Raw genomic sequence first — 22,547 nt, 5'->3', positions numbered from 1 at the left:
ACGGAGCGAAGCCATGACACTCTCCCTGGTCTGCCTGCCGTTCGCCGGCAGCGGGGCCGGTTTCTACCGCGCCTGGAAGAAGCTGGAGGTGGCCGGCGTGGATGTCGTGCCCCTCCAGTTGCCGGGCCGGGAGGAACGGTTCATCGACCCGCCGCACAGCGATGTGGCCACCGCCGCGCTGGAGCTGGCCGCCGACGCCATGCGGCTCACCAAGGACAAGGAGCATGTCGCGCTGTTCGGGCACAGCCTCGGCGCGGTGCTGGCGTTCGAGACGGCGCGTGCGCTGCTCGCCCAGGGGCACCCCACGCTGCGCGCGCTGTTCGTGAGCGGTTCGCCCGGGCCGTGGACCGGCCGCACCCACCGCGCCACCGGACTGGACGACGACGCGTTCCTGGCCCGGGTCAACGAGTTCGCCGGCTACCGCCACGCCGCCTTCGACGACCCGGACATGCGGGAGCTGCTGCTCCCGCTGCTGCGCGCCGATGTCGCCATGCACGAGGACTACCGGCCCGCCGACGACCGTCCGCTGGATCTGCCCGTGACCGCGCTGCGCGGTGCGGACGACCGGTTGGTGTCGGCCGCGGACTCCGCGCAGTGGGCGGCGGCCACCGCCGGCGCGTTCACCGCCCACGAGTTCCCCGGTGGCCACATGTACCTCACCGAGTCCGCCACGGCGCTGCTGGAATTCACCGCCGGCGCCGTCGCCGAAGGGCGGTGAGCGGGCGATGCGGCTGAGCGGGCTCACCGCCGTCATCACCGGGGCGGCCCGCGGCCTGGGCCGCGAGTGCGCCGTCACCTTCGCCGAGCACGGCGCGGACCTGGTGCTGCTGGATGTCGGGCAGGACCTGGACCAGGTGCCCTATCCCCTCGGTTCCGCCGGGCAACTGGCCCACACGGCCCGGCTGTGCGAGGAGCGCGGCGCGGCCGTGCTGAGCGTGACGGCGGACGTACGGGACCCGGCCGCGGTCACGGACGCGGTCGAGCAGGCCCTGGACCGTTTCGGCACCGTGGACGTCCTGGTCAACAACGCCGGGATCGCGGCGCCTTCGGGGCGCGCCGCGCACGAGATCTCCGAGGAGCAGTGGGCGGTGATGATCGACACCGATCTCTCCGGCGCCTGGCGGATGACGAAGGCCGTGGCCCCCACCATGATCGCGCGGCAGTCCGGCAGCGTCATCAACATCTCCTCCACGGCCGGCCTCGTCGGCTACCGGCACTTCGCGGGCTACGTCGCCGCCAAGCACGGCCTGATCGGGCTCACGAAGGCCGCCGCGCTGGACTACGCCCCGCACCGGGTGCGGGTCAACGCGCTGTGCCCCGGCTCGGTACGCGACGACCCGGCCGTCGAAGGGCGGATGCTGTCCGAGATCGCCCGCTCGCTGGAGGTGCCGGTCGCCGACCACGAGAAGACGTTCGTGCAGTCCCAGCCGATGAACACCCTGATCGAGCCGTCCGACATCGCCGGTGCCGCGCTGTGGCTGGCGGGCCCGGACTCCCCGCAGGTGACCGGATCCGTTCTCACCGTCGACGGCGGTTTCACCGCCAGGTGACGCCCCACCCGCCCGCTTCCCGCCCTCAGGCACCTCTCCCGGACAGGAGGCCAGACTCCATGGCCACACAGCTCTCCCCCTCCCTCGAACGCGCCGCCGCCTGTCACAGCCTGCTGCTCCGGCTGCCGCCTGCGGCGAGGGCCGACACGGTGGATGGCCGGCTGGCCCGGCTGGCCGAGCACCGGCCCGGCGTCATCGGCCCGAGGCTGTGGCGTTCCCGAGGCTCCGGGGCGCGGGAAGCCCTGCGGCCACTGCGCGCGGGCGGGGCGCCGCTGCGCGCGGTGCTGGTGGAGAACCCGGAGGGCCCGGCCGAACTCGTTCTCGTCGCCGACCGGTGCCGGATACCGGCGGCGGAACTCGCCGCGCTGGCCGACTGGCTGACCGCCGACGATCCGGGCGAGCCGCCCCTGGCCGGCTCCCGGCCGGCCAGGGAGGCGCCGGCCGCCCGGCCGGCCACCCCCTGGGGCCTGGGCGACCCGCGCCGGGCCGGCCGCGTCTCCACCCTCACCCGCACCGTGCGCGGCACCGACGAGGCACGGCTGCGGAAGGCCACCGCGCTGACGCTCTCGCGCTACGAGGAGGAGCACGACGGCGGCCCGGGCCCGCTGCACCTGGAGTTCGGCGAGGCGCGGCCCGGCCGCGCGTACACCCCGGCCCTGGCCCCGCCACTGCCGATGAGCTGGTACTGGGAACGCGCGGCGGACGGCACCCACACCGGACACTGCCGGTACGACGAGGGCGCCATCGCCGCCGACGTCGCCCACTCCTTCGCCGACCACCTGGCCCGTACCGCCACCGACCCGGACCCCGGTGCCCCGGTGCTGACCGACGACGCGGCCCGCGCCGTCCTGGCGCTGGGCAGCACTCCGGCACCCGCCACCGCTCCCGGTGAGCCGCGCATCGACCGCCGCATCGCCGAACTCGCGCGGCTGCGGCCCGACGCGCCCGCCGTCAGTGACGAGGACGGCACGCTCTCCTATCGTGAACTGACGGAACGCGCGGATCTGCTGGCCGCCGGACTGCGGGCGCTCGGCGTCACGCCGGGCAGCCGGATCGGTGTCTGCCTGGACCGGTCGGCCACCACGGTCGTCGCCTTTCTGGCCGTGCTCCGGACGGGCTGCGCCTACGTGCCGATGGACCCGCGCTACCCGGCCGGACGGCTGCGCCACACCGCCACGGACGCGGGTGTGCCGCTGGTGATCACCACCGGGGACTTCCCCGCCACGGACGGAGTCCGTACGGCCACCCCCGAGGACCTGGCCACGGCCGGCGCCCGGTGGACGGAACCCGTCACCGACGAGGCCGCGAACCCGCCCGCGTACGTCATCTACACCTCCGGATCGACCGGCCGTCCCAAGGGGGTGACCGTGCCCCACGGCAATGTCACCGCGCTCATCCGCGCCACCGCTCCCACGTACGGGCTGGGCCCGGACGATGTGTGGACCTTCTTCCACTCCAGCGCCTTCGACTTCTCCGTCTGGGAAATCTGGGGCTGCCTGCTCACCGGCGGCCGGCTGATCGTGGTGCCCTACTGGGTGAGCCGTTCCCCCGACGACTTCCGGGATCTACTGGCCGAACGCCGCGTCACCGTGCTCAGTCAGACCCCGTCCGCGTTCTCCCAGCTGATCGAGGCCGACCGCCGCGCCGCCCCGGACGCGGCGCGGCCCGCCCCTCGCCTGGTGGTCTTCGGCGGCGAACCGCTCGACCCCCGGACGCTCGGCCCGTGGTTCGCCGAACACCCGCCGTCGGCCTGCCGGCTGGTGAACATGTTCGGCATCACCGAGACCACCGTCCATGTCACCGCCCGCACGGTGACCCCCGCCGACACCGTGACCGGCACCCGCTCGGTGGGCCGCGCCCTGCCCGGGTGGTCGGTCTCCGTCCGCGACGAACACGGCCGGGTGCTGCCACCGGGCCCCGCCGGCGAGATCTGGGTGGGTGGCGCCGGAGTCGCCGAGGGGTACCTGGGACAGCCGGAGCTGACCGCCGAGCGGTTCGTCACCGACCCGCTGACCGGGGAACGCCTCTACCGCAGCGGGGACAAGGGGCGGCTGCGCCCGGACGGCGGCCTGGAGCACCTGGGCCGGATCGACAGCCAGGTGAAGATCCGCGGGCACCGCGTCGAACTCGACGAGATCCGGGCAGTGCTGCTGGCCACCCCCCAGGTGGCCGGGGCCGCGGTGATCCTGCGAGAAGGCAGCCGGTCGGACCGGGCCGATGCCCGGATCGACGCGTACGCCGTGCTGCGGCCGGGCGCGACGGTACGCCAGGCCCTGGCCGAGTGCCGTCTGGTGCTGCCGGACTACATGGTGCCCGGTACTCTCACCGAGGTGCCGGAGATCCCGCTGACCCTGAACGGCAAACTCGACACCGCCCGGCTGCCCCAGCCGCGCGCCGCCCACGCGGGCGAGCGGCCCGAGCCCGCCCCGCGTCCCGCGGCGGACGACCTGGCGGCCACCGTACTGAAGCTGTGGGCCCACCACCTGGATCTCGCCGAGGTGCGGCCGGACGACAACTTCTTCGAGATCGGCGGGAACTCGCTGCTGGTCATCCGGGTGCTCGCCGAACTGAGGGACCTGGGCCTGCCGAAGGTGTCCATGCCCGAGTTCTACCGCCACGCCGACGCCGGCCGTTTCATCGAACTGCTGCGCTCCCGGCACACCTCGGGCGATGGGGAAGGACCGGCCGCGTGACCTCCGACTGGCTGTACGTACCGCACCCGGCGACCGCGCCGACGCACCGGCTGGTGTGCCTGCCGCACGCCGGGGGCGGCCCCAACTTCTACCGGCGCTGGGGCCCGTCGCTCGGCGCTTCGGTGGAACTCCAGATCGTGCACTACCCGGGGCGCGAGATGAGGCTGGACGAGCCGCTGATCGATGACCCCGGGTGGCTGTCGGAGCGGATCGCCGGGGAACTGGCCCGCACCGAACGGCCCGGTGTCGCCACGCTGCTGTTCGGGCACAGCATGGGGGCGCTGCTCGCCCACCGGGTGGCGTGCGTGTTTCCGGTGGCGCGGCTGATCCTCTCGGCGTGCGCGCCGCCCACCCCGGCATCCGACCGCCCCCGGCCCGCGAGCCGCACGGACGCGGAACTGCTGGCGGCGCTGCGCGAGCAGGGCGGCACGTCCGACGCCGTCCTCGCGGACCGCGACCTGATGGAGATGCTGCTGCCGATCCTGCGCAACGACTATCTGCTGGTGGACCGCGCCCGTGCCACGGGGGCGCCCCCGGTGGCGGTACCGGTGACGGCCGTGGGCGGCGACAAGGACGCCTCCGCCGCGCCCGCGCAGATCGCCGGCTGGGAGAAGCTGACCACCGGCGCCTTCGAGCAGTTCACCCTGCCCGGCGGCCACTTCTACCTGATGGAACGGCAGGAGGAGTTCCTGGAGTTGCTGCGGGCACGCGCCCGGCCAGCCGCTGATACAGCGGTACCGCCGTCACCGCGATGAACGCGCAGAACAGGCCGGGCGCCCACAACGCGGCGGCGTCCGGCCCGAGCACCCAGCCGTTGGCGGCCAGATCGGCGCCCATCACCAGGCCCGCCGCGACCACACCGGCGGGCCTGCGGCGCCACAGCAGTACCGCCACCAGCGGGTCCAGCACCACCAGGGCGACGAAGAAAGCGCGCACCGCGGCGGGGGCGTCCAGCGCGTAACTGCTGTGCCCGCCGCCGGTCAGGTCCACCAGATGGACGAGGGTCCCCCAGACGAAGACGCCGATGTACACGGCGAGCACCGCCCGAACCCCTCGCGTCATGGCTCCCCCTCGTCGGTGCAGGGTACAAGAGCCCGCGCCCGTACGCCTTGACCAGGTTCTGCGGCACCAGCCGTGTCTCATCGCCGACGAGGGCGTTCACGGCATGACGGCGAATCCGCCGCGTCAGCTCCGGCCGAGCAGGCGGCAGACCTTCGCGGCGTTCTCGGTCGCCTCATGCCTGACCCGCCCCCGCACCCCACGACCGGCTGCCGCCATGACGGCCCCACCGCGCGTGACACCCGCCGGCCCCTGACGCTCCCCGGCCTCGCCTGAGCACGAAGTGGACGTCACTCGACTACGTCCTCAGGCCGAGACCGGGAGGCGACGCCGCCTCAGATGGTCGGGGTGTCGTCAACAATCGGCCGGTGAACCTCAACGACCGGCTTCCACCCCGCGGAGAACTCGATGAAGTCCGCGCGGGTGGGGTAGGTGTCGATCGCGCGACGGTCACGCTTGGTGCTGTCGCCCCCCTTGCGTCCTCGGGGGATCTGCTCCTCGAAGATGTCGACCTTCACGTCGGGAACCTCCTTGAGGCCCTGGCGCCAGATCTGCACGACGTCGGCGCCGAACGCCTGCCGGGCCGCGGCGTAAAGGGCCGTGATGGCCCCCTTGTCCCCACCGGGGACGAAAAGTGCCAGATCCAGCACGACACCGGCGGACTGGAGGACCTCGATGGTCGCCGAGCCGTTCTCGTCGGCCACGTAGATTCCGGCTTCATTCTCGTCGTCGGGAAGGCAGGAGACCTCTTCCTGGAATACGGTTCTCGCCGTGACTGAGCCGCCCTCGAAATCCTCACCGGACTTGGTCAGAAAAGCAGGGACATAGCAGTCGGGAAGCTTGAGTTCTGCCGTGTCGGCGGAAACGAAGATCCTGTCCTTCACACCGAGCTTCGTCACCTCTTCCAGCGAGAGGCGGCGAGCGGCGATCTTCTCCGTGTTCACGATTTCCCTTTCAGGTTGTACTGTCCCCTCCGAGCAAGGACGCTACCACGAAACCCCGAGGTCAACTGACCAGTAATCCCTGGGTAAATGGCCTCCGATGACCTGCACGGGAGGATACCGAAGCGAGTGCCACTCGGCCGGGAAGACGCATCCGCCGGGCAGTGTCCCCCGTGATGGCGCTGGGAATCAACTGACGGTTGCATTTCGGTGCGTTGGGTAGCGCGGAGGAACCAAAAGAGAGCTTGCGGTAGATTTCCCCCATATCGCCTTCGAGGAGGCGGCGGCACGGTAAGGCGATCCATTCGCCGTGCATCTCGAAGAGCGCAGGGGAAAGCAACCGGATGACCCGACGACGCAACAACGGAGACCACCACCGGCGGCATCCGGACGGAGTGTGAACCGGGCGGCGCACACTAACGCGTGCGGACCCCACTCGGAAGTGACCGGGAGCGATCCTCCGCATCTGCTCGGCACTTCGCGTCGCGGCCATCTGGACGCACCGCCTGTCACCCCTCCAGAAACGACCTCCTTTCTGTCCGCACACGCAACCCGGGTGACGCCGCGCCGGGGCCGAGTTCGTCGGCCGGAACACGAGTTCGCCGTGAACCGAGTGACCGAATCGGTCGGCCGGACTTTCACGGAGGGCACCAGCACCGGTGAGCGCACCGCCCACTGAGAAGCCGGCGCCGGGGTGCCGGCGCACCACCCCGTACCGGCGTTGCCGAAACGTGATTGAACCCTTCGGCCGCCCCGTTGCTCAGAACAGGATGAGAGACGCGGGCACGTCGTGGGCGGGGAGCAGATGAACGAAAGAGAAGAGTTCGAAGACTATGCGAGAGCGCGACAGGACTGGCTGTACCGCACTGCGGTACTCCTGTGCGGCGACCGGTACCGGGCCCAGGACCTGACCCAGGCCACCCTGGTCAAGTTGTTCCAGCACTGGGCCAAGGCCGGGCGGGCGGACAGCGTCGACGCCTACGCGCGCACGGTGCTGACCCGCACGTTCCTGTCCGAGCAACGGCGAAACCTGCTCGGCCGGCGACTGGGGGCCGTGGAGACGAACCCGAGCACCACCGGCGATCCCGCGCTGCGGGTGACGCTGCTGGCCGCACTGCGGGAACTGCCGCCCAGGCAGCGGGCCATGGTCGTCCTGCGCTACTGGGAGGACCTGAGCGTCGACACCGTCGCCTCGCTGCTCGGCTGCCGTCCCGGCACGGTCAAGAGCCAGTGCACGCGCGGGCTCACCCGCCTGCGCGAGGGCCTGCAGGACGCCGAGCATCGTGGGGGGCAGACCTACGACGTGGTACCGCCGGATGACGGCACCTCACCCGACTATCCGGGTCTGTCGGCCGACGAGCTGGCCAGGGTCACCGACTACCGGCAGCGCGTGGCCGCCGTCCTCGATGGTCTGCTGCCCGAGCAGATCACGACCGTCCAGATCGTCCAGGGAGAAGGGAACGTCTACCGCGGCCTGACCGAGGACGGCCTGTCCTTCGACATCCTGTTCAACGTGCGGCCCCTCGCCGGCGCGGGGAACATCGACCTCAGCCACGTCGGCGGCTGCCTGGCGGAGGAGGACGCGCGGACCTGCCGGGTCGCGCAACTCGCCACCGGCGAGACGGTCTCCCTGCGCGGCCTGACACCTGACATGCGCCGGGTCGGCGGGGCGAGCGCCCAGTTCTACCTCGGCGGCAGCTACGTCGGCCTCTCGGTGGGGCCCGACGGCCCGACCCACACGCCGCCGCCCGTCACGGCCGACGACCTGCTGGCCTGGGCCGGCGAACCGGACGTCGTGGAACTGCTGCACGAGGCGGACGAGGACCCGCTGTACCCGGACGCGTAGCCGGCGAGAAGTCCGCGGGGGCCCGCGCACCGGCCCCCGCGGGCCGGGGCGGGATGGTCCTCGATGTCGAGCACGTCGTGACCGCCGCAGGGTGGCACCGCAGGCAGGGGCAAGCGTTCAGGACGGTTGCTCCGCTTGTTCCGTGGCGGTGCGTCGGGCGAGCAGGCCCGCGAGGAGCATGGTGAGGACCCCGATACCCACGCCGCAGACCGTCCACAGGACGCGGTAGCCCTCGGCGGCGTAGTCCGAGGGATGGGGAATGTTCACCAGGAGGAGGACAGCGGCAGCGATGACGGCGGTGTAGAGCGTGTAGTTCCAGAAGTAGAAGGCCACCCCGTGCATCAGCAGCACCAGCGCGACCACTTCGAGTCCCCGTTCGACGGTGTACAGCTGCCGTCCGTGCTCGCCGGCGGGGATCAGCAGCAACACGATGGCCGCGGCGGAACCGATGCTCGCTCCCACCAGGCGCTGGGAAGCCACCAGGGTGGTCTGCTCCAGGCTCGGCTTCATCGCCACCATGGCCGCGATGGTCATCCAGTAACCGTGCGACAGGTTCAGTCCGAAGGCGAGCGCGACGGTGCCGGCCAAGGCGACGGCGCGGACTGCCGCGAACGCCACCCGCGGCGAGGTCAGCGGCCGCCGCAAGGTGTCACCGGGCAGTTCGGGGACCGGGCGCGATCTCGCCCCGCGTCCGTGGATCAGCCGACCGAGGAGCAGCACCGCGATCCACAGGGCAGATCCCCCGGCCCAGGCCACCACCTGGGCCCAGAGGTGGCTGGTGAGGTGAGCCGTCTGATGGAAGCTGAAGCCGTGTCCCAGGGAGAGGACGAACCACAGGTTCAGCAGCAGCGCCGTGGCGAAGGCGCGTGCCCCGAACACCGCCGCCAGACTCGCGGTCAGCGTGACGCCGAAGGACACGAGCACCAGCCAGAACCACGCGGCCCCCGCCATGGCGAACCCCAGCGCCGTCACCCCCGCGCCCAGCAGTCCGAAGGTCGCCACGCGCGAGACCCGGAACCGGATACCGCCCCCGGGGTCGTCCAGCGCCGAGAAGAGCAGGCCGAAGATCGCGCTGACCAGGTACTCCTGGTGCCCGATCGACCAGAAGACGAGCAGTGGCACCAGGGCGATGTCCAGGGCGGCCACGCCGCGTGCCCAGTTCGGCCCGGCGGGGTCGAGCGCGAACATCTCCGACAGCCGGCTCGACATCTTCCCCGCGAGCGTGGCCCGTCCTTCTGTGCTCGCGCTCATGACCGTCCTCGCTCGCCCTGGTCACCGGGTGTGCCGCTCGTGCCCCGCATTCTGTGCCGGTGTCGGGACGGCTCCGGTACGACCCACGGGCCGCGGGTGAAGACAGCCCGTCCGTCCAGTCGTACGGCCCATCGGGCCCCTGGCCCTGTCGGTGGGGTCTCCCCCGGTTACTTCTCCGGGCATGGGGACACCGGCCCCCGACGCGCCGTCGGAGCGGGGCGCACCGTACACGGGGGCGTGCGCCGGACGTGGTCCTATGACGAGTGGCAGTCCTTGGCGCGCTGGGAGCGCCGTTGGAAGGTCGGTGTCGCCGGCCACGAACGGAGGATCTGGTTGTCATGAGCATCGACGCCGCCCGCCACTACCGGGAACTGGAGCCTCGACAGCGCCGCCGGCTCCTCCTGCTCACCACGCTGCGCGCGACGGTCACGGTCATCGTCCTGTTGGTCCTCTTCTACACCCTGCCTGTCGATCGCCCTCTCGACCGGCTCAACGCTCTGTGGTTCCTCACCGGCTTCCTGGTCTTCGCCGCCGCCGTGGCCTGGCAGGTGTACGCGATCATCCGCTCCCCGTATCCGAGCCTGCGCGCCATCGAGGCGTTCAGCGTCGTCGTCCCGGTGTTCCTGTTGATGTTCGCCGGCGCGTACTACGTCATGGAAACCGATCAGCCGGGTTCCTTCACGATGCCGTTGACCCGTACCGACGCCTTGTACTTCACCGTCACGGTGTTCGTCACCGTCGGTTTCGGCGACATCACGGCGACGACCGCTCCCTCCCGGATCCTGGTCACCGTTCAGATGGTCGCCGGCCTCGTGCTCGTGGGAGTGGTGGCCAGGCTGATCGTAAGCGCGGTGCAGATCAACATGAGACGCATGACGTCGGGGACGCCCCCGAAGGAGCCCTGACCCCGGCCGGTGGTCCGTGCGAGGATCCGCCCCCCACGGACAACCCTCGGCGGGACACACTGCGCCGCCATCGAGCGGGGTGGGGAGCCGCGCCGGACGCCCGTCCCGGTGTCGTCCGGCAGGTGCACTCCACCCGAACGGGAGCCCCACGCAAGCCGGGTGGACCCAGCCGAGGGCAGTCGCACGGCGACCTGGTCAGGTGCCGGTGTTACCTCTGGCGGGGGAGGCTGCCCACCCTGCCGATGATCCGCGAGGCTCCTTCGGCCGCCGACCGCGGCTGAGCACCGGCATGGTGGCCGTCCGGTCACCCCGGCTTCGGCTTCGGCCCGGTTCGTGACGGCGATCGTGGGGGCGCTCCGCTGTCCTTGACATCGCTCCGGATTCCGGCGGTGGGCGGCTGGTCGCCCATGGCCGGGTGCGGAGGGGAAATTCCGCATGTCGCACCCGTATTCGGAATGCCGACCGCGTGCCTAGAGTGCCGGGACGGCTCGCCGTGAGTCGTCCTCCCCGGTGCCCCGGCCTGCCGCGGGGCTGATCCGCGACCCCCGCGCAGGCCGCCCCTCCCCACCACTGAACCACCGTCACGGCCCCGGAGTGTCGTGTCCCGCTAGGAGTCAGCCGCATGAACACAGCAGGCCCCGCCCTGCTCACCGCCCTCGCCGTGAGCATCGGGTTGATCATCGTCCTGTGCGGACGGTTCCGTCTGCATCCCTTCCTCGCCATCGTTCTGTCCACCTACACCTTCGGATTCCTGGCGATGGGCATCGGCGCGGCGACCGGCGCTGAGGAGCGGTTCGTCGACGATCTCGCCGGGACGGTGGCCCAGGGGTTCGGCTCCATCCTGATGAGCATCGGCCTGGTGATCCTCTTCGGGACCATCATCGGCAAGGTCCTGGAACGGACCGGCGCGGCGGTCACTCTCGCCGAGGGGGTGCTCAAGGTCATCGGCAAACGCCATCCCGCGCTCGCCATGTCGCTCATGGGCTGGGTCGTCTCGGTCCCGGTCTTCTGCGACTCCGGCTACGTCGTGCTCTCCCCCCTGCAGCGCTCCATAGCCCGCAGGACGGGCAAGAACCCCGTCGTCCTCGGGACCGCCCTGGCCACCGGCCTGTACGCCTCGCACACCTTCGTCCCCCCGACCCCGGGCCCGATCGCCGCCGCGGGCAACGTCGGCATCGCCTCCGACGGACTGGTCTGGGTCATCCTCTTCGGCATCCCCGTCTCCCTCGTCGCCGCCGTCGCCGGGCTCGCCTGGGCGCTGCGCCGCACCGGTGATCTGGAGAGCCATCTGCCCGACGCGCGACAGACCTTCGAGGAGTACAAGGCGCAGTTCGAACGTCTTCCCTCGACGGGCCGGGCCCTGGCCCCGATCCTGGGGCCCATCGTCCTGATGGCGATCGGCTCGGTCGCCGCGTTCCCCTCCGGCGACGGCACCCTCGTCGACGGAGCCCTCGGAGCCTTCCTCACCGACCTCGGCAGCCCGGTGAACGCGCTGCTCATCGGTGTCCTGCTCGCGCTGGCCCTGCTGCCGCCACGGCGCGACGCCAAGGCACTGACCACCTGGGTCGCCGAGGGATTGGTCGACGCCGCGCCCATCCTGGTCATCACCGGTGCCGGAGGCGCCTTCGGGGAGGTCATCAAGGGCACGCCGATCGCCGACTACATAGGCGACCTCATCGGGGACGGCTCGGCGGTCAGCGGCATCCCGGCGCTGCTGGTCCTCTTCGGGCTCGCCGCCCTGCTGAAGACCGCGCAGGGCAGCACCACCGCGGCGCTGATCATCACCTCCACGCTCGCCCAACCGCTGCTCCCGGCCCTCGGGCTGGACGGCACGATCGGCTCCATACCGATGGGCCAGGTCATGGCGGTGCTCGCCATCGGCGCCGGGTCGATGGTGGTCAGCCATGTCAACGACTCGTATTTCTGGGTGGTCTCCCAGTTCGCCGGGATGGATGTGAAGACCGCCTACCGTGCCCAGACCGCGGCCACCGCGGTCCAGGGGGTCACCGCTCTGTCGGCCATCGTGCTGCTCGGGCTGGTGGTGCTGTAGGGCGTCCGCCCGTTGGTGCGGGCAGCACGGTGCCGCCTCGACGATCCGCACGCGGAACCGTGTGTCGAAGGGGTCCCCGTACCTCTCCCGCCGTCTGGGCCCCGCCGCCCAGACGCGCAGGGGCACCGTTCCTGCCGCCACTCGTGTGAGCCTGCGCCGCGCGCCGTGTGAGCGGTAACGGTCGGGGTACCCAGCCGCGATGGATACCGAGATCATCGTGCACGTCGACGGGGCCGCGCGGCGGCTGACCGTCGATACGCGCACGACGCTGCTGGACGCGCTGCGCGAACGGCTGGGAGTGACGAGTCCCAAGAAGGGCTGCGACCACGGGCAGTGCGGGGCGTGCACGGTGCTGTCCGGCGGGCGGCGCGTGCTGAGCTGCCTCACTCTCGCCGTCACCCAGGACGGCGCCCGGGTGACCACCGCCGAAGGGCTCGCCGCCGAGGGCACCGCCCCGAGGGCGGCCTGCATCCGGTGCAGCAGGCCTTCATCGACTGCGACGCGTTCCAGTGCGGCTACTGCACCCCGGGGCAGGTCGTCTCCGCGGTCGGCATGCTCCAGGAGTTCGCGCGGGGCTGGCCGAGCGCCGTCACCGGGAGCACGGGGGAACCGCGCCTGGACCGTACGGAGATCGCCGAGCGGATGAGCGGCAACCTGTGCCGGTGCGCGGCCTACGTCAACATCGTGCCGGCCATCCAGCAGGCCGTGGCGGCCTCCGAGCGGGCGGCCGGTACGGAGGTGGCCGGGTGAGGCCGTTCGACTACCGGAGCCCCACGGATGCGGCGGAAGCCGTGCGCACTGTCGCCGGGGATCCGACCGCGGTCTTCCTCGGCGGCGGCACGAACCTGGTGGACCACCTCAAGCTGGGTGTCGCCGCGCCCGGCCTGGTCGTCGGTGTCGCCGGCCTGCTGTCCACCGAGATCGAGGAACTGGGCTCAGGGGCCTTGCGGGTCGGCGCGGGCGTCAGCAACAGCGAACTCGCCGCGGACAGCCGCGTGCGCGAGCGGTTCCCCGTGCTGTCCCAGGCACTGCTGTCGGGCGCGTCGGGACAACTGCGCAACATGGCCACCACCGGCGGCAACCCGCTGCAGCGGACCCGCTGCGTGTACTTCCAGGACGTCACCACCCCGTGCAACAAACGGGTGCCCGGATCGGGCTGCTCCGCCCTCGGCGGGTGGACCCGCAACCACGCGATCCTCGGGGCCTCCGAACACTGCATCGCGGTGCACCCCTCCGACATGGCCGTCGCGATGACGGCGCTCGACGCGCGGGTGCGGGTGCTCGGCCCGGACGGCGAGCGCACCCTTCCCTTCGTGGACCTGCACCGGCTGCCCGGTGACACGCCGGAGCGCGACACGGTGCTCGAACACGGCGAGCTGATCACCGCGATCGACCTGCCGGGGCAGCTCCTGGCCCGTCGCTCCGCCTACCGCAAGGTGCGCGATCGCGCCTCGTACGCCTTCGCCCTGGTCGGCGTCGCCGCGGCGGTCGAGGTGGAGGACGGTGTGATCGTCGACGCGCGCATCGCGTTCGGCGGCGTGGCGCACGCGCCGTGGCGCGCCCGCCGGGCCGAGGACGTGCTGCGGGGCTCCGAGGCGTCGGACCGGAGCTACCTCGCCGCCGCGGACGCCGAACTCGCCGATGCCCGCCCGGCCGAGGGGCTGGACGGCGGCAACGCGTTCAAGATCCCCCTGCTGCGCCGCACGCTCGCCGCCACCCTGCGCGACCTGGTCCGAGAGGACGCACCATGACCTTCCTGAACGCACCGGACGCCATCGGCCGCGACCTGCCCCGCCGGGACGGGAGGGCCAAGGTTCTGGGCACCGCCGTCTACGCCTACGAGGCCGCTGCGGAGAACCCCGCCTACGTGTATCCCGTCCAGGCCGCGATCGCCCGTGGCCGGGTCACGGAACTCGACACCACCGAGGCCGAGGCGCTCGACGGCGTGGCGGCGGTGCTCACCCCTGGGACCGTCGAGCGGCTGGCATCCACCGACGACCGGGAGCTGGCGGCGCTCCAGGACGACGAAGTCGCCTTCCGGGGCCAGGTCGTGGCCGCCGTCATCGCCGACACCTCGGAGACCGCCCGGCACGCCGCCGCTCTGATCCGGGTGACCTACGCGCAGGAGCCGCACGACGCCGAACTGCGGGCCGACCGGGAGGACCTGTACGCGCCCGAGCAGGTGAACCCGTCCTTCCCCACCGACACGGCCGAGGGCGACATCGAGGCGGCGATGGCTGCGGCGGAAGTGACCGTCGAGCAGACGTACACCACGGCGATGAACCACAACAACCCGATGGAACCGCACGCGACGACGGCCCTGTGGGACCCGGCCGGCGAGGGCCTGCTCACCCTGTGGGACTCCACCCAGGGCGTCCACCCGACGCGCACCACCGTGGCCGGCGTGTTCGGTCTCGACGAGGCGCAGATCCGGGTCGTGTGCCCGTATGTCGGGGGAGGCTTCGGTTCCAAGGGGCAACCGCACGTCAACGTGGTGCTCGCCGCACTGGCGGCGCGGGCGCTTCCCGGCCGGCCGGTGCGGCTGGCCCTGACCCGCCAACAGATGTTCTGCCTCGTCGGCTACCGCACCCCCACGATTCAGCGGTGCTCCCTGGGCGCCGACCGTGACGGCACGCTCACCGCGCTCGCGCTCGACGTCGTCGAGCAGACCTCGCGGATCAAGGAGTTCGCCGAGCAGACCGGCGTGCCGTCGCGGATCATGTACGCCACCGCGAACCGCCGGACCACGCACCGGCTCGCGGCCCTCGATGTCCCGGTGCCGTCCTGGATGCGCGCCCCCGGTGAGTGTCCGGGGATGTTCGGACCCGAGGTGGCGATGGATGAGCTGGCCGAACGTCTCGGCATGGACCCGATCGAACTGCGGGTCCGCAACGAACCAGCCGTCGAACCGGGTTCGGGGAAGCCCTTCTCCAGCCGCAATCTCGTCGGTTGCCTGCGGGAGGGAGCCACGCGATTCGGCTGGTCGCGGCGCGACCCCCGGCCCGGCGCGAGGCGGCGCGGCGCGTGGCTGGTCGGCACGGGCGTCGCGGCCTCCACGTACCCGGTCAATCGCATGCCGTACTCGACGGCGGTGATCCGGCGGGAAGGGGACCGCTACGTCGCCGAGATCGGCGCGTCCGACCTCGGCACCGGGACGTGGACCACGTTGCCGCAGATCGCTGCGGACGCGCTCGGGGTACCGGTCTCCCGGGTGGATGTCCGGATCGGTGACACCGACTGTCCGACGGCGTCCGTGGCCGGAGGGTCCTCGGGGATGACGACGTGGGGCTCCGCCGTGGTCGAGGCCGCACGTGCGCTGCGGGAGCGGTACGGGAACGAGCCGCCGGACGGTGCCGAGGCGTCCGGTTCCGTCGGGCGGCCCGATGACCGGTACGCCATGCACGCCTTCGGCGCGCAGTTCGCCGAGGCGCACATCAACACCGACACGGGAGAGGTACGGGTGCCGCGCCTGCTCGGGGTGTTCGCCGCGGGCCGGATCATCAACCCGCGTACGGCGCGGTCGCAGTTCATCGGCGGGATGACCATGGGGCTCTCGATGGCGCTGCACGAGAGCAGCGTGCTCGACCCCCGTTCCGGTCATGTCGTCAACCACGACTTCGCCGAATATCACATCACGGCCAACGCGGACGTCCACGAGATCGAGGCGCACTGGCTGCCCGAACACGACCCCCATGTCAACGCCATGGGGTCGAAGGGCATCGGCGAGATCGGCATCGTCGGCACGGCCGCAGCGGTGTCGAACGCAGTGTGGCACGCCTGCGGCGTCCGCGTACGGGACCTGCCGATCACGTTGGACAAGGTGCTGCCCGCGCTGGAGGGATGGGAGGGCAAGCCGAAGCGGTGAGCTGTGCCGCCCCGGGGGCCGCCTGCCCGGCGGAGGGTGACGGCGTGACAGGTCGTGCGTGCGGGTGGCGGCGACCCGGAGGTGACGCGGTGACCTCGGGGCAGCCTTCCCGTGGTGTGCGCACTGCTTTCGCCTCTGCTGCTCGGCCGGGCCCGTGCCGTCTCGTCGTCGGAGGTGTTGTCAGTGGTCTGCGGCATGATGCACGGCGGGTGACGGTCCGCCGAACCGGGCGGTCCGCGAAGCCGTCCGGCACCGAGGGAGGGGCGCTGTGCGCAGGCCAGTCACGGGCGAGGTACGCGTTCACTATCACCAGATCTACGTCGTGAGCGATCCGCACGGTGGGGCGATCCCGGACCTCGCCGAAGCGTTCGCCGGTCAGAACGGAGGGCTGTGCGGGGCGGCGGCCCCGGGCGCTCTGTGGCTGAGCACCGGGCTGCACACGGGCAACGTCGGCTTCGCCGTGGAGGTCCACGACGCGGAGCCCGCGCTGGACCCGGTCTGGGAGGACGTGGTGGAGGTGTCCTTCCACCCGCTGTCGGAGCGCGCCCTTCTGATGCAGTGGGCGGGCGAAGCGACGTGGGATCTCGGCCTCGCCCGGACCGGCTACCGGGTGCGGTACTGCGCCCGGGGGATGGATGAGGGACGCAGGCTGGACTCCAGAGTGTCCGGGGAGCCACAGGCAGACAGCTATCTCTTGCAGTTCTGGCCCGCGCCGCCCCGTGCGGACCGCGTTGTCCGCCAGACCTCACGGGAGGCCGCCCACAGTCATCGCTACGCGCGCGGGCTTCCCGCAGCACCCACGCCGGAAGAGCGGGCCGAGACAGCCCGCCTGGCCCGTCAGGCGGAGCAACGGGCCGCCGAGGAACGGCGGCTGCACCGCGAGCGATGGGAGTGGGGCGGTCGGCTGCCCAGCGAGCGTTTGCGCGGCGTCGGTGGCAATGTGCGCGGCCTGCTCACCTTCGACAGTGAGCTGGTGCATGTGATGGATGCCGCGGGTCCCGATGTCCAGCGCGCGGTGGCGTCGTTGGCTGCCCGGTGGGCCTGCGAGGCGGCGGGCCTGGCCGGCGTTTCCTGGGTCGCCCGGGCGCTCTCCGCGTTGACGGAGGGGCGTCCGGTGCCGCCGCCGTTCGACGACCCAGCGCGGATGTGGGAGACCTTGCACTCCGATCCGCAGGTCCCGAGTCGGTCGGTGCGCAGGGCGGTTCCTCCGGAGCGGCCGCCCTACCGTCCGCTGACGTCCTTGGTGGAATCCGGGCAGAGGTCGGCTGCGGCGGAGCCCTGGGAACAAGGGGGGAGGCGGTCGGGCTTGGGCCACGCGTTGGGCGCGTTCACGTCGAGGGTGGCCGCCGGTGACGAGCCGATACCGACCCGGGTCATGGGGCTCGGCGCGGTGGTGCTGCACGCCGCGGGCGCTCAGCACCGCCCCGAGCGGATCTCACAGCCACACTTCGCTCTCCCCGCCGTGCTCGCCGCCGCCGGGCCCGACCCTTTGGAAGCGGCGCTGGACGCGGTGTGGCACGCGGTGGGCACGTATGGCGAGCACTACCCGGAGCTGCTGGAGGAAGTCCGGGCAGCATGCGGCGGCCAGGTGCGGGAATGAGCGGCCAGGGCGAGCGCCCCGCATCGAATGCAGGTACCCGGGCGGCGTTCAACGACCGCCGGGCTCCGAAGGGTGACGCGGTCGCTCGCCCCTCGGCGCCCTTGACGGCGTGGGCGCGACCTCACACTGCCGCGTTCACTTCGGCAGGGTGAGGATTTCGGCGCCGTCATCGGTGACAGCGATCGTGTGTTCGGTGTGTGCCGTCCGGCAGCCGGTCGCGCTGCGGAGCGTCCAGCCGTCGGCGTCGGTGACGAGTCGGGCGGTGTCCGCCATGACCCAGGGCTCCAGGGCGAGCAGCAGCCCGGGGCGCAGCGTGTAACCGCGCCCCGGTCGCCCGGTGTTGGGGACGTGGGGGTCCTGATGCATCGTTGATCCGATGCCGTGGCCTCCGAACTCGGTGTTGACCGGGTACCCGGCCTCGCTCAGGACCGTACCGATGGCGTGGGAGATGTCGCCGATCCGCGCCCCGGGGCCAGCGGCGGAGATCCCCGCGGCCAGCGCCCGTTCGGTCGCGTCGATCATCGCCAGGCTCTCCGCGGGCCTTTGGGTGCCCACGAGGAAGCTGATGGCGGCGTCCGCGGCGATTCCGCCCTTGGAGACCGCGAGATCGAGGGTCAGCAGATCCCCGTCGGCGAGCGTGTAGTCGTGAGGCCGCCCGTGCAGTACGGCGTCGTTGACGGCCGTGCAGATGTAGTGGCCGAACGGTCCGCGTCCGAAGGACGGCGCGTAGTCGACGTAACAGGAGGACGCTCCCGCCCCGGCGATCATCTCCTTGGCCCACCGGTCGATGTCCAGCAGGTTCGTGCCGACCGTGCTCCGGCCCCTCAGCGTCTGCAGGATGTCAGCGACGACGGCGCCGGTGGTTCTTGCCCGTGCCAGCAGGGTGGGGTTGAGAATCTCGATCATGTGGCGCCCTTCGTGCCCAGCCAATAACTATACCGTCATTACTATACCGGTATCGGTGCGAGGCCATGGCCGGGCCACCCTCCCCCACAGCGGCCGGACGCAGCCGGGCATGGCGATCGCGGACGATGTCCGGCTCGGGATCAGGGCCTCCTCGAAGGTGGCATTCCGTGTCATGACGACAGCACCAGCGGATTCCGGGCGGGCCGGACGGGACCCACCGTCAGGGCCCCGGGGGCGGAGCCGTTCGTCGGTGCGTGAGGCGAAGGAGCGAAACGCCTCTACCAGGAAGCGCTCCGCAGGATGTCCAGGGCGATGGCGTGGACGGAGCGACCGTCCGTCGGAATGCGGATGGTCCCCGGCGGCGCTTCCTCGTCGAGATGCCGTGCGTTCCGCAGGCTCGACTCGATGTGCGCGTCGAGCTGGGACCCGATTTCCCGCCCTGCCAGCCGCTCCCGGACGGTGGTTTCCCCGGCCGTGAGCAGGACCCGGGTGACCCTGATCTCACCCCCGCCCATGGCGCGCCTGAGCATCGGCTCCTCCAGAACGCTGACCGTGTTCGTGTCGATGAGGCGGCGCTGACCGAGAGCGGCGTAATTCGCCCAGATCGCGGCGGTGTTCCGCTCCGTGATCGCTGAGCGGTGCGGGTCTCCGGCCGGGGCGGGATGAATCTGATCCATGTAGTCCCCCTCCAGCAGGCAGTGCGCCGTTCCCCTCGCCCGCAGCACGGCGGACACCTCCCACCCCACGGTCGTCTTCCCGACACCCGCACCACCGCCGATGAGCAACAACGCGTAACCGGTCATGGCCCCGACCCTGGCAGAGCCCGTGCGGAAGCGGCGAACGGTTTCGCCCGGCCGGCTTGGTTCGACCCGGCGGTCAACGTACATGTCACCGTCGGAGTGAAAGGTGACCCACGTGCCAAGCAAACTGAACGTGCCGCACAAGGAGCAGTCCGCACCCCAGGTGATCGCCGTCTTCGGAGCGGGCACTGGCCTCGGCGTTCCGGATGCTCCCGCCGGGCGCTTCCGGGAAAGCGCCCGGCGGGAGCCCGACCGACGCCGGGCCAGGCAGGCGCGGGTCAGGCCGGGACGGACTCCTGCTCGCGCTGCTCCGCGGCGAGCTGCTTGTTCAGCTTCTCGCCCTCGATGTCGAGGTCGGGCAGCACCTTGTCCACGGGCGCCGGCAGCCACCAGGCGGCCCGGCCGAGCAGGGACATCACGGCCGGGACCAGCGCCATGCGCACGACGAAGGCATCGATGACCACACCGATGGCGAGGGCGAATCCGATGGACTTGATGATCGGGTCGTCCATGAACACGAACCCGCCGAACACCGAGGTCATGATGAGCGCGGCGGCCGTGACGACGCGAGCGTTGTGGCCCATGCCGCTGACGGTGGCCGCCTGCGGGTCGGCACCGTGCACGAAGTCCTCGCGCATCCGGGAGACGAGGAAGACCTCGTAGTCCATGGCCAGGCCGAACAGGATGCCGATGAGCAGGATCGGCAGGAAGCTCACGAGCGGACCGGGAGCGTCGACGCCGACCAGTTCCGCGAGGTGGCCCTCCTGGAAGATCGCCACCGTGATGCCGAAGGTCGCGCCCACGGTGAGCAGGAAGCCCAGCGCGGCCTTCAGCGGGACCAGGACGGACCGGAAGACCAGCATCAGCAGCAGGATGGACAGCCCCACCACCAGGAGCAGGTAGATCGGCATGGCGTCGGCGAGCTTCTCGGAGACGTCGATGCCCAGAGCGGTGACGCCGGTCAGCGCGATGTCCGCTCCCTCGATTCCACCGACCTGGTCACGGATCGCGTGGACGGCGTCCTCGGTGGCGGTGTCGGTGGGGCCGGCTTCGGGGATGACGGTGAGCAGCGCGGTGGTGCCCTGTTCGTTCAGCTGCGGCGGGGTGACGGCGAGGATGCCGTCGGTCGCCATGATGAGCCCGGCGGCCTCCTCGACGGCCGCGCCGGTGGACTGCGGGTCCGCGCCGTTGACCACCGCGATCAGGCGTCCGTTGAAGCCCTCGCCGAAGCCTTCGGCCGTCAGGTCGTAGGCCTCACGGGCGGGCGACCCCTCGGCCGCGGTGCCTGCGTCGGGCAGGGCGAGGCGCATGTTCTGGGCGGGGAGGGTGAGCGCGACGAGCCCGGCCGTGGCCAGCAGCAGGATCGGGATCCGGAGCTTGTGGGTGATAAGCCGTCCCCAGGTGAAGCCGAAGCCCTCGGTGGGAGCTTCGGACGTGCCGCTCTCCGCGCGCTGCTTGCGGGGCAGGATCTTCGGCCCGGCGAAGGAGAGGAAGGCCGGCAGCAGGGTGAGCGCCACCAGGACGGCGACCGCGACGGTCGCGGCGGCGGCGAGGCCCATGAAGGTCAGGAAGGGGATGCCGACGACGGAGAGCCCGGTGAGCGCGATGATGACGGTGGCCCCCGCGAAGACGACGGCGGAGCCGGCGGTGCCGGTCGCGCGGCCGGCCGCTTCCTCGGGTGCGACGCCTTCCGCGAGGTACTGGCGGTAGCGGGAGGTGATGAACAGGGAGTAGTCGATGCCGACGGCCAGGCCCAGCATCAGTGCCAGGATCGGCGCGGTGGAGGTCAGTTCGATGACGCTGGTGAGGGAGAAGAGGCCGGCCATGCCGATGGCGACGCCGATCAGCGCGTTCAGCAGGGTCATACCGGCGGCGACGAGCGAGCCGAAGGTGATGACCAGGACCACCGCCGCGACCAGGACGCCCAGGATCTCGGTGGAGCCGATCTCCACCTCGCCACCCATGATCTCGCCGCCGTGCTCGACCCGCAGGTCCTCGATATCGGCTCCGACCGCCTCATAGGCCGACCGCTGCCCGTCGGTGATCTTGTCGACGCTCGTGTCGAACTGCAGCTGCACCAGGGCGTAACGGCCGTCCGGGGAGACGGCGCCGGTCTCGAAGGGGTCCATGGCGGCGATGACGCCGTCGATCGCGGCGGCCTCCTCCACCACGGGTGCCACGGCGGCCGGGTCGAGGCCGCCGCCTTCGGGCGCGGCGATGACGATCGTGCCGGTCGCACCACTGGCCTCGGGGAACTGGCGGCCGAGGTCGTCCAGCGCCTGCTGCGACTCGGTTCCCGGCATGGAGAATTCGTCGGTCGTCGGGCTCATCAGTGTGGCCGCCGCGAGGCCCAGCAGGGCGAGCAGGACGAGCCAGGCCGCGGCTATTCGGCCGCGGGCCCGGAAGGAGAACCGGCCGAGCCGGTACAGCAGGGTCGCCATCGAGGACGCACCTTTCCGTGAGGGTTTCAGCTGGGGGTGTGGTCGAGGAGGCGCCGCACGCCGAGGATCAGCTCGGTGCGCAGGACCTCGTGCGGCACTTCGTCGTTGCCGGTGCTGGTGACGAAGACGGCGCCGATCGCCATCCAGGCGGCCACCCGGCCGCGGGAGTCCGGGGATCGCGCGGTGAACGCGTCGAGCAGCCCTTCGAAGAGATCCATGACCCCGAGGCCGGGTTCGTCACTCGCCCGCTCGATGTCGGCGAAGAGCAGCCGCATCTCCTGCCGGAAACGCAGGGTGATCTCCACAAAGCCGGTGACGGCCTCGTCCACCAGCGGCTCGCCCTCCAGCCCTTCCAGGCGGGCGAGCAGCGCGGCGACACCATCGGCCGCCGGGGTCAGCAGCTCGGTGAGGATGGCGTCCTTGGTGGTGAAGTGGTAGAGGAGCGAGGCCTTCGAGCACCCGGCATCGGTCGCGATGTCCTGCAGCGAGGTGCCGCGGAAGCCGTCCGCGGCGAACAGTCGCAGTGCCGACTCCAGGATCTGACCGCGCAGGGCGGAAGCGGGGCGTGCCATGCCACCACCATAACTGTCCGATCGGTCAGAGCTGACCGATCGGACAGGGTGCGCCTGTGAGCCGTGTC

The 22,547-nt window shown here is 71.5% G+C and carries 16 protein-coding genes and 2 pseudogenes; 11 read left to right on the top strand and 7 right to left on the bottom strand.

Translation table 11 applies throughout. From position 1 onward, the window contains the following. Positions 1-13: 13 nt before the first annotated feature. The 4 genes from SXIM_RS26065 to SXIM_RS26050 are packed head-to-tail and all read left to right on the top strand — an operon-like array spanning position 14 to position 4,998. The gene (locus tag SXIM_RS26065) at positions 14-718 is read left to right on the top strand and encodes a thioesterase II family protein (protein WP_030739160.1); all 705 of its coding nucleotides are present in this window, start codon (positions 14-16) and stop codon (positions 716-718) included. Positions 719-725: 7 nt separating this feature from the next. Then, the gene (locus SXIM_RS26060; protein ID WP_030739157.1) at positions 726-1,550 is read left to right on the top strand and encodes a mycofactocin-coupled SDR family oxidoreductase; all 825 of its coding nucleotides are present in this window, start codon (positions 726-728) and stop codon (positions 1,548-1,550) included. Positions 1,551-1,609: 59 nt separating this feature from the next. Beyond that, positions 1,610-4,243 (top strand): amino acid adenylation domain-containing protein, encoded by a 2,634-nt coding sequence (locus tag SXIM_RS26055; RefSeq protein ID WP_053116308.1) that lies wholly within the window; start codon positions 1,610-1,612, stop codon positions 4,241-4,243. Beyond that, positions 4,240-4,998 carry a thioesterase II family protein gene (locus tag SXIM_RS26050; protein ID WP_046725254.1) on the top strand — a complete coding sequence of 253 codons (759 nt, stop codon included), beginning with the start codon at positions 4,240-4,242 and terminating at the stop codon, positions 4,996-4,998. Before SXIM_RS26055 ends, SXIM_RS26050 begins: the two co-directional genes overlap by 4 nt. Here the strand turns inward: SXIM_RS26050 and SXIM_RS26045 are convergent. Further along, the gene (locus tag SXIM_RS26045; RefSeq protein WP_246156942.1) at positions 4,883-5,305 is read right to left on the bottom strand and encodes a hypothetical protein; all 423 of its coding nucleotides are present in this window, start codon (positions 5,303-5,305) and stop codon (positions 4,883-4,885) included. The two genes, SXIM_RS26050 and SXIM_RS26045, sit on opposite strands and share 116 nt — an antisense overlap. Before the next feature lie 332 nt (positions 5,306-5,637). Then, the gene (locus tag SXIM_RS26040) at positions 5,638-6,246 is read right to left on the bottom strand and encodes a hypothetical protein (RefSeq protein WP_030739149.1); all 609 of its coding nucleotides are present in this window, start codon (positions 6,244-6,246) and stop codon (positions 5,638-5,640) included. Between the two features lie 802 nt (positions 6,247-7,048). Here SXIM_RS26040 and SXIM_RS28405 point away from each other — a divergent pair. Next, positions 7,049-7,522: pseudogene (locus SXIM_RS28405) on the top strand (SigE family RNA polymerase sigma factor); the annotation flags it as partial. A gap of 684 nt (positions 7,523-8,206) precedes the next feature. On the opposite strand, the gene SXIM_RS26030 reads toward SXIM_RS28405, so the two are convergent. Further along, the gene (locus tag SXIM_RS26030) at positions 8,207-9,340 is read right to left on the bottom strand and encodes an FUSC family protein (RefSeq protein ID WP_046725253.1); all 1,134 of its coding nucleotides are present in this window, start codon (positions 9,338-9,340) and stop codon (positions 8,207-8,209) included. Positions 9,341-9,678: 338 nt separating this feature from the next. Here SXIM_RS26030 and SXIM_RS26025 point away from each other — a divergent pair, with 338 nt between their 5' ends. The 6 genes and pseudogenes from SXIM_RS26025 to SXIM_RS26000 all read left to right on the top strand — a co-directional run bounded on the left by SXIM_RS26025 (position 9,679) and on the right by SXIM_RS26000 (position 17,760). Next, complete coding sequence (locus tag SXIM_RS26025; RefSeq protein WP_043178916.1) at positions 9,679-10,245, top strand: potassium channel family protein; 567 nt, start codon at positions 9,679-9,681, stop codon at positions 10,243-10,245. Positions 10,246-10,867: 622 nt separating this feature from the next. After that, positions 10,868-12,295, top strand: a complete 1,428-nt coding sequence (locus tag SXIM_RS26020) for a GntP family permease (RefSeq protein WP_046725252.1) — start codon at positions 10,868-10,870, stop codon at positions 12,293-12,295. Between the two features lie 199 nt (positions 12,296-12,494). Then, a pseudogene (locus SXIM_RS26015) lies at positions 12,495-13,045 on the top strand ((2Fe-2S)-binding protein). Continuing rightward, on the top strand, positions 13,042-14,046 hold the full coding sequence (locus tag SXIM_RS26010) for an FAD binding domain-containing protein (protein ID WP_046725251.1): 1,005 nt from the start codon (positions 13,042-13,044) through the stop codon (positions 14,044-14,046). Before SXIM_RS26015 ends, SXIM_RS26010 begins: the two are co-directional and overlap by 4 nt. Next, the gene (locus SXIM_RS26005) at positions 14,043-16,160 is read left to right on the top strand and encodes a xanthine dehydrogenase family protein molybdopterin-binding subunit (protein WP_046725250.1); all 2,118 of its coding nucleotides are present in this window, start codon (positions 14,043-14,045) and stop codon (positions 16,158-16,160) included. The genes SXIM_RS26010 and SXIM_RS26005 overlap by 4 nt, the downstream gene beginning before the upstream one ends. A gap of 268 nt (positions 16,161-16,428) precedes the next feature. Continuing rightward, the gene (locus SXIM_RS26000) at positions 16,429-17,760 is read left to right on the top strand and encodes a hypothetical protein (RefSeq protein ID WP_046725249.1); all 1,332 of its coding nucleotides are present in this window, start codon (positions 16,429-16,431) and stop codon (positions 17,758-17,760) included. A gap of 135 nt (positions 17,761-17,895) precedes the next feature. Here the strand turns inward: SXIM_RS26000 and map are convergent, their stop codons facing one another. The 4 genes from map to SXIM_RS25975 all read right to left on the bottom strand — a co-directional run bounded on the left by map (position 17,896) and on the right by SXIM_RS25975 (position 22,479). Then, positions 17,896-18,666 carry a type I methionyl aminopeptidase gene (map, locus tag SXIM_RS25990; protein ID WP_030739116.1) on the bottom strand — a complete coding sequence of 257 codons (771 nt, stop codon included), beginning with the start codon at positions 18,664-18,666 and terminating at the stop codon, positions 17,896-17,898. A 278-nt stretch (positions 18,667-18,944) separates the two neighbouring features. After that, positions 18,945-19,469 (bottom strand): nucleoside/nucleotide kinase family protein, encoded by a 525-nt coding sequence (locus tag SXIM_RS25985; protein WP_046725941.1) that lies wholly within the window; start codon positions 19,467-19,469, stop codon positions 18,945-18,947. Positions 19,470-19,744: 275 nt separating this feature from the next. Then, the gene (locus SXIM_RS25980; protein WP_030739110.1) at positions 19,745-21,907 is read right to left on the bottom strand and encodes an MMPL family transporter; all 2,163 of its coding nucleotides are present in this window, start codon (positions 21,905-21,907) and stop codon (positions 19,745-19,747) included. Positions 21,908-21,933: 26 nt separating this feature from the next. Then, complete coding sequence (locus tag SXIM_RS25975; RefSeq protein WP_030739107.1) at positions 21,934-22,479, bottom strand: TetR/AcrR family transcriptional regulator; 546 nt, start codon at positions 22,477-22,479, stop codon at positions 21,934-21,936. Positions 22,480-22,547 lie beyond the last annotated feature (68 nt).

The organism is Streptomyces xiamenensis (assembly GCF_000993785.3).
Lineage (GTDB): Bacteria > Actinomycetota > Actinomycetes > Streptomycetales > Streptomycetaceae > Streptomyces > Streptomyces xiamenensis.
Note: the sequence above shows the minus strand (reverse complement) of the source record. Positions and strands in the feature narration are given on the sequence as shown.

Excerpts from the sequence above, each read along its gene's own strand:
- SXIM_RS25980 (WP_030739110.1), bottom strand. The coding sequence starts at position 21,907 with ATGGCGACCCTGCTGTACCGGCTCGGCCGGTTCTCCTTCCGGGCCCGC.
- SXIM_RS26065 (WP_030739160.1), top strand. The coding sequence starts at position 14 with ATGACACTCTCCCTGGTCTGCCTGCCGTTCGCCGGCAGCGGGGCCGGT.
- SXIM_RS26020 (WP_046725252.1), top strand. The coding sequence starts at position 10,868 with ATGAACACAGCAGGCCCCGCCCTGCTCACCGCCCTCGCCGTGAGCATC.
- SXIM_RS26055 (WP_053116308.1), top strand. The coding sequence starts at position 1,610 with ATGGCCACACAGCTCTCCCCCTCCCTCGAACGCGCCGCCGCCTGTCAC.
- SXIM_RS26060 (WP_030739157.1), top strand. The coding sequence starts at position 726 with ATGCGGCTGAGCGGGCTCACCGCCGTCATCACCGGGGCGGCCCGCGGC.
- SXIM_RS26025 (WP_043178916.1), top strand. The coding sequence starts at position 9,679 with ATGAGCATCGACGCCGCCCGCCACTACCGGGAACTGGAGCCTCGACAG.
- SXIM_RS26005 (WP_046725250.1), top strand. The coding sequence starts at position 14,043 with ATGACCTTCCTGAACGCACCGGACGCCATCGGCCGCGACCTGCCCCGC.
- map (WP_030739116.1), bottom strand. The coding sequence starts at position 18,666 with ATGATCGAGATTCTCAACCCCACCCTGCTGGCACGGGCAAGAACCACC.
- SXIM_RS25975 (WP_030739107.1), bottom strand. The coding sequence starts at position 22,479 with ATGGCACGCCCCGCTTCCGCCCTGCGCGGTCAGATCCTGGAGTCGGCA.
- SXIM_RS26045 (WP_246156942.1), bottom strand. The coding sequence starts at position 5,305 with ATGACGCGAGGGGTTCGGGCGGTGCTCGCCGTGTACATCGGCGTCTTC.
- SXIM_RS26030 (WP_046725253.1), bottom strand. The coding sequence starts at position 9,340 with ATGAGCGCGAGCACAGAAGGACGGGCCACGCTCGCGGGGAAGATGTCG.
- SXIM_RS25985 (WP_046725941.1), bottom strand. The coding sequence starts at position 19,469 with ATGACCGGTTACGCGTTGTTGCTCATCGGCGGTGGTGCGGGTGTCGGG.